Raw genomic sequence first — 5,480 nt, forward strand, 5'->3', positions numbered from 1 at the left:
TCGACGCCGATCCGCTCCGGCTGCGCCAAGATCGCAGCCGCCTCGGCGCGGTTTTCCGGCCGCTCGATGAACTCGGCGGCGCGCAGATGCGCCCGCACCAACGCCGCGACGACGTCAGGATTCTTCTCCGCCCAGTTCTGCCTGATCGCCAGCACCTTCTCGACCGCGGCGACCAGGATGTCGGAAACGAAATGCAGGATGTGGCCGATGCCGAGATCGACTGCGATCGAGTTCCAGGGCGCGCCGACGCAGAACGCATCGACATGGCCGTTGGCGAGGCTGTCGACCATGTAAGGCGGCGGCAGCACCACCAGCCGTACGTCCTCGTCCGGATCAACCCCGCCCGCCGCCATCCAGAACCGCAGTTGATAATTATGGGTCGAGAACGGAAACGTCATGCCGAAGATCAACGGCTCCGCCCCGCTCTTGCGCCGCTTGGCGACCACGCGCGACAGCGCCAGCGCCGTTGCCATCGGGTCGAAACGGTCGCCGTCGAGTTCCTCCATGATCGCAGCATGCAGCGGCGGCGAGACCGTGATCGCGTTGCCGTTGAGGCCGAGATTGAAGGGCGCCACGATCGGCACCTTGACGTGGCCGAGGCCGAGGCTCGAGGCGATCGCGACCGGCGCCAGCAGATGCGCCGCATCGAACAGGCCGATATTGAGCTTGTCGCGGACGTTCGACCACGACACCTCCCGCACCAGGGTGATGTCGAGCCCCTCGGCGGCCGCAAAGCCCTTGTCGGCGGCGACGATCAGGGCAGCGGCGTCGACCAGCGGAATGAAACCGATGCGAAGCGGTGTGGTCATTTGAGCAACTCCGACGCGGTCAGGATCGACTGCGCGATCTCGCCGATCTTCTTTTTTTCGCGCATCGCCGTGGAGCGTAGCAGCACATAGGCCTCGTCCTCGGTGAGCCCCTTCAATTTCATCAGGATGCCCTTGGCACGGTCGATCACCTTGCGCTCTTCCAGCGCGTGCTTGGTGCGGTCCAGTTCGTCCTGCAGCCGCGCGAACACGTTGAAGCGGGACACGCAGAGGTCGAGAATCGGCTTGATACGCTGCTTGTTGAACCCGTCGACGATGTAGGCCGACACGCCGGCCTCGACAGAGGCCTGGATCGAGGCGGCATCGCTCTGGTCGACGAACATGGCGATCGGCCGGCGCACGGCCCGGCTGACCTGGAACATCTGTTCCAGCACGTCGCGGCTGGGATTTTCCAGGTCGATCACGATGATGTCGGGGTCGACGGCGTAGATTCGCGCCAGCAGGCTGTGCATCTCGCTGATATGCACGACGCTGGTATAACCCGCCTCCCGCAGGCCCTCCTCCAGGATCGCGGCGCGGATCGGGCTTTCGTCGACGATGACAATTTTCGGAGACGACTCGGCAGCCATCGTTCACTCGTGTTCCCTAAAAACTATCCATAGCACGATGGAAGCCAGCTCAAAGCCTTGTAATTATGGACAATTGGGACTAGCTCCTGCCCATCAATCAGGCAGATTTAGATATGCAACAGGCGGCCGCGCCAAAAATCTCGTTTGTTTCGCTTGGATGTCCAAAGGCGCTTGTGGATTCCGAGCGCATCATCACGCGGCTGCGGGCCGAGGGCTATGAGCTCGCGCGCAAGCATGACGGCGCCGATATCGTCATCGTCAACACCTGCGGTTTCCTCGACAGCGCCAAGCAGGAATCACTCTCGGCGATCGGCGAGGCCATGGCCGAGAACGGCAAGGTGATCGTGACCGGCTGCATGGGCGCGGAACCCGAGCAGATCGAGAGCGCCTATCCGGGCGTGCTCTCGATCACGGGTCCGCAGCAATATGAGAGCGTGCTGGACGCCGTGCACCGCGCGCTGCCGCCGATGCACAACCCGCATCTCGACCTGGTCCCCCCGCAGGGCGTCAAGCTGACCCCGCGCCATTATGCCTACCTGAAGATCTCCGAGGGCTGCAACAACCGCTGCACCTTCTGCATCATCCCCAAGCTGCGCGGCGACCTGGTATCGCGGCCTGCCAACGACGTGCTGCGCGAGGCCGAGCGGCTGGTAAAGGCAGGCGTCAAGGAACTGCTGGTCATCTCGCAGGACACCTCGGCCTATGGCATCGACCTGAAATATGCCGAGAGCCCGTGGCAGGATCGCTCCGTCCGCGCCAAATTCTTCGACCTGGCAAAAGAGCTCGGCGAACTCGGCGCCTGGGTGCGGCTGCAATATGTCTACCCGTACCCGCATGTCGACGAGGTCTTCGCCCTGATGACCGAGGGCAAGGTGCTGCCCTATCTCGACATCCCCTTCCAGCACGCCAGCCCGGATGTCCTGAAAGCCATGAAGCGTCCCGCCGCGCAGGACAAGACGCTGGCGCGCATCAAGCAATGGCGCGAGCAGTGCCCGGAGCTTACGCTGCGCTCGACCTTCATCGTCGGATTCCCGGGCGAGACCGATTCCGATTTCGCCTATCTGCTCGACTGGCTCGACGAAGCCGAGATCGACCGCGTCGGCTGCTTCAAATACGAGCCGGTTGCAGGCGCCACCTCCAACGCGCTCCCCGGCGCCGTGCCGGATGAGATCAAGCAGGAGCGTTACAACGCGCTGATGGCCCGCCAGCAGAAGATCTCCGCGCGCCGGCTGAAGCGTAAGGTCGGCACAAGGCAACAGATCATCATCGACGAGGTCGGCCCGACCGTCGCGCGAGGCCGGTCGAAGGCTGATGCGCCGGAGATCGATGGTGCGGTCTATCTCTCGAGCCGGCGCCCGCTGAAGGTCGGCGAGATCGTCACTGCAAAGATCGAACGCTCTGACGAATATGACCTGCACGGCAGCGTCGCCGGATTCTGAGCGGTCTCTGCGTCGATAGTTGCGGCCAGTTCGGACGATTTGATCCAGCTCAATGCTCGTTCAACGTCCGCCAAACGATATTCAAATTTCGGAGAATCCTGCCGCCACTCCGGTGGCAAGGAATGGCGTTGCCTGATAATTCGCATCCTGCGAAGCCGCTTTTGCGTGCCAATCTTAGATTAGTATCTATAACTATAACAACTTCAAGATGTCACGCTCCATTCACGGACTCGGCCTATGGCTCGCGCACCTTCAAATCCAGGGGGTGAATGATGAGCCGCTTCTCGAAGACACTGCGCACGCAACGTTGGGACGATTACCGCTACTACCACCAGAGCCGCATCAATCAGACGCTGCACCTGATCAGCGCAGTCATCTTCCTGGTCTGCTATGGGCTGCTGTTCACCGATCCGGCCATGGCCGGTCTGGTCGGCTGGCTCGCGATGTTGACGCGGCAGACCGGGCACTTCTTCTTTGAGCCCAACGGCTATGACGACGTGAACAAGGTTTCCAACGAGTACAAGGAAGCGATCAAGGTCGGCTACAACCAAAGCCGCAAGATCGTGCTGCTGGTCGTCTGGGGGCTAGCACCGGTCGCGCTGTTCGTCTTTCCGACGCTGTTCGGCCTGTTCTCACCGCCGGCCACCAGGCTCGACTTCATCCGTCACGTCGGTGCCGTCTGGCTCGCGATCGGCATCGCCGGCGGGCTCGCCCGCATGATCCAGCTCTTCATCATCAAGGACGTGCCGACAGGACTGATCTGGGTCTGGAAGGTCCTGACCGATCCGTTCCACAACATCGCGCTGTACTACAAATCGCCGCTCGCCCTGCTCCGTGGCGAACTGATCGACACGTCCATCGCCGACGCCGATTGGGGCGAGGAGGACACCGAAGAGGCGCCGCGCGCGACTTGACATTCCCTGCCCTTGCGCTGTATGGCCCATCGCCATGAAGCTGAACCGGACCATCCGCCGCGCTACTTTCCGTCGTCGCACCCGCGACGATGATGGGTTGCGCCATGTCCGACGCCAGCGCTGACTAGCTAGTTCAGCCTAAGGTTTCGAGAAGGCCGCACCCTCAAAAGTGCGGCCTTCTTGCGTTGCCGCCTGCCTTTCATCCCAAGCAATTCAAGGAGCCTGACATGCCTGACACCTTCCATCCGTTCGACGCGCTGATGGACATCACCGCGCGCCCGAAGACCGTGTTTGTCCGCGGCGAAGGCTCCTATCTCTGGGACGATACTGGCCGCCGCTATCTCGATTTCGTGCAGGGTTGGGCGGTCAACTGCCTCGGCCATTCGCCGCCTGCTGTCGCCGAAGCGATCGCCGCGCAGGCCAAGTGTCTGTTGACCCCGAGCCCGGCCTTCTACAACGAACCCAGCCTCAAGCTTGCCAATGCGCTCGTCGAGAACAGCTGCTTCGACCAGGTGTTCTTCGCCAATTCCGGCGCGGAAGCCAATGAAGGCGCGATCAAGCTCGCGCGAAAATATGGGACAAAATACAAGAACGGCGCGTTCGAGATCATCACCTTTGAGGGTGGCTTTCACGGCCGCACGCTCGCGACCATGTCGGCCTCCGGCAAGAAGGCGTTCGAACCGCTGTTCGAACCGAAGGTGCCGGGCTTTCGCAAAGCCCAGCTCAACGACATCGCGTCGGTTGAGGAGCTGATTTCATCGAATACGGTTGCCGTGATGCTGGAGCCGATCCAGGGCGAGGCCGGCGTCTGGCCCGCGACCGATCAATTCCTGAAGGAGCTGCGCACGCTGACCAGCGAGCACGGCATGCTGCTGATCGTCGACGAGATCCAGACCGGCATGGGTCGTACCGGGAAGCTCTTCCATTACGAGCATGCCGGGATTGCGCCTGACATCATGACGCTCGGCAAGGGCATCGGCGGCGGCGTGCCGCTGGCCGCGTTGCTGGCGACCGAGCATGCGGCCTGCTTCGAGCACGGCGACCAGGGCGGCACCTTCAACGGCAATCCGTTGATGTGCGCCGCGGGGCTTGCCGTGCTCGAACAGGTCGGCAAGCCCGAATTCCTGAAGTCCGTCGCTGACGCCGGCCTGTTCCTGGAAAGCGAGCTGCAGCGGCTCTCGGCCCGGCACGGGCTCGGCGAAGTGCGCGGCCGCGGACTGTTGCTGGCGCTCGACCTGAAACTGCCGATCGGCGCCGCGATCGTGGCGCAGGCGTTCTCGAAAGGCCTGCTGATCAACTCGCCGCAACCCGACGCGCTGCGCTTCATGCCGGCGCTCAACGTGTCGCGGACCGAGGTCGCCGAGATGATCGAGGGCCTGGACGCAATCCTGACGCAAGTGGGAGCCGCACGCCGGGTGGCGTAGTCCTCTCCGTCATTGCGAGCGCGGCGAAGCAATCCCGCACGTGGCGCTATGGATTGCTTCGCTGCGCTCGCAATGGCGATGTGGAGGCAATGGGTGCGACAAATCAACCCGACGGGCAAATCAGCCAAAAGTCTGTCCAGCCCTTCGCGCAGAAATAAATCGCTTAACCCGTCGGGCAAATCAGTGATTTAACCCCGCGCGTCTCGCGCAGATGAGGGGCGGCTCGCGATCGTCACGAACGTTGCGGTGAGATGCGGTGGACGGGAGTGTCGCGACTGACGAGCGTGATACTCACGGACGGCGAAGT

Annotated in this window: 5 protein-coding genes; 3 read left to right on the plus strand and 2 right to left on the minus strand. The window is 62.6% G+C overall.

What is annotated here, in order from left to right; all coding sequences use genetic code 11:
- Positions 1-809: CmpA/NrtA family ABC transporter substrate-binding protein (locus CWO89_RS40190; protein WP_130583805.1), on the minus strand; the 809-nt coding region annotated here is incomplete at its 3' end.
- Positions 806-1,396 carry an ANTAR domain-containing response regulator gene (locus tag CWO89_RS40195; RefSeq protein ID WP_130583806.1) on the minus strand — a complete coding sequence of 197 codons (591 nt, stop codon included), beginning with the start codon at positions 1,394-1,396 and terminating at the stop codon, positions 806-808. The genes CWO89_RS40195 and CWO89_RS40190, both read right to left, overlap by 4 nt.
- Positions 1,397-1,509: 113 nt before the next feature.
- Between CWO89_RS40195 and rimO the strand changes: the two genes are divergently transcribed.
- From rimO to CWO89_RS40210, 3 genes are all read left to right on the plus strand, one after another.
- Positions 1,510-2,835, plus strand: a complete 1,326-nt coding sequence (gene rimO / locus CWO89_RS40200) for a 30S ribosomal protein S12 methylthiotransferase RimO (protein WP_130583807.1) — start codon at positions 1,510-1,512, stop codon at positions 2,833-2,835.
- A 272-nt stretch (positions 2,836-3,107) separates the two neighbouring features.
- Entirely contained in the window at positions 3,108-3,749 is a 642-nt protein-coding gene (locus tag CWO89_RS40205) for a hypothetical protein (RefSeq protein WP_130583808.1), read from the plus strand.
- Positions 3,750-3,976: 227 nt separating this feature from the next.
- Positions 3,977-5,173 carry an acetylornithine transaminase gene (locus CWO89_RS40210; RefSeq protein WP_130583809.1) on the plus strand — a complete coding sequence of 399 codons (1,197 nt, stop codon included), beginning with the start codon at positions 3,977-3,979 and terminating at the stop codon, positions 5,171-5,173.
- The last annotated feature ends 307 nt before the right edge of the window (positions 5,174-5,480 follow it).

It is taken from the genome of Bradyrhizobium sp. Leo170, from assembly GCF_004296405.1.
Taxonomy (GTDB): domain Bacteria; phylum Pseudomonadota; class Alphaproteobacteria; order Rhizobiales; family Xanthobacteraceae; genus Bradyrhizobium.

Bases quoted from the DNA above. Each gene is read 5' to 3' on its own strand.
- CWO89_RS40195 (WP_130583806.1), bottom strand. From the start codon at position 1,396: ATGGCTGCCGAGTCGTCTCCGAAAATTGTCATCGTCGACGAAAGCCCG.
- rimO (WP_130583807.1), top strand. From the start codon at position 1,510: ATGCAACAGGCGGCCGCGCCAAAAATCTCGTTTGTTTCGCTTGGATGT.
- CWO89_RS40205 (WP_130583808.1), top strand. From the start codon at position 3,108: ATGAGCCGCTTCTCGAAGACACTGCGCACGCAACGTTGGGACGATTAC.
- CWO89_RS40210 (WP_130583809.1), top strand. From the start codon at position 3,977: ATGCCTGACACCTTCCATCCGTTCGACGCGCTGATGGACATCACCGCG.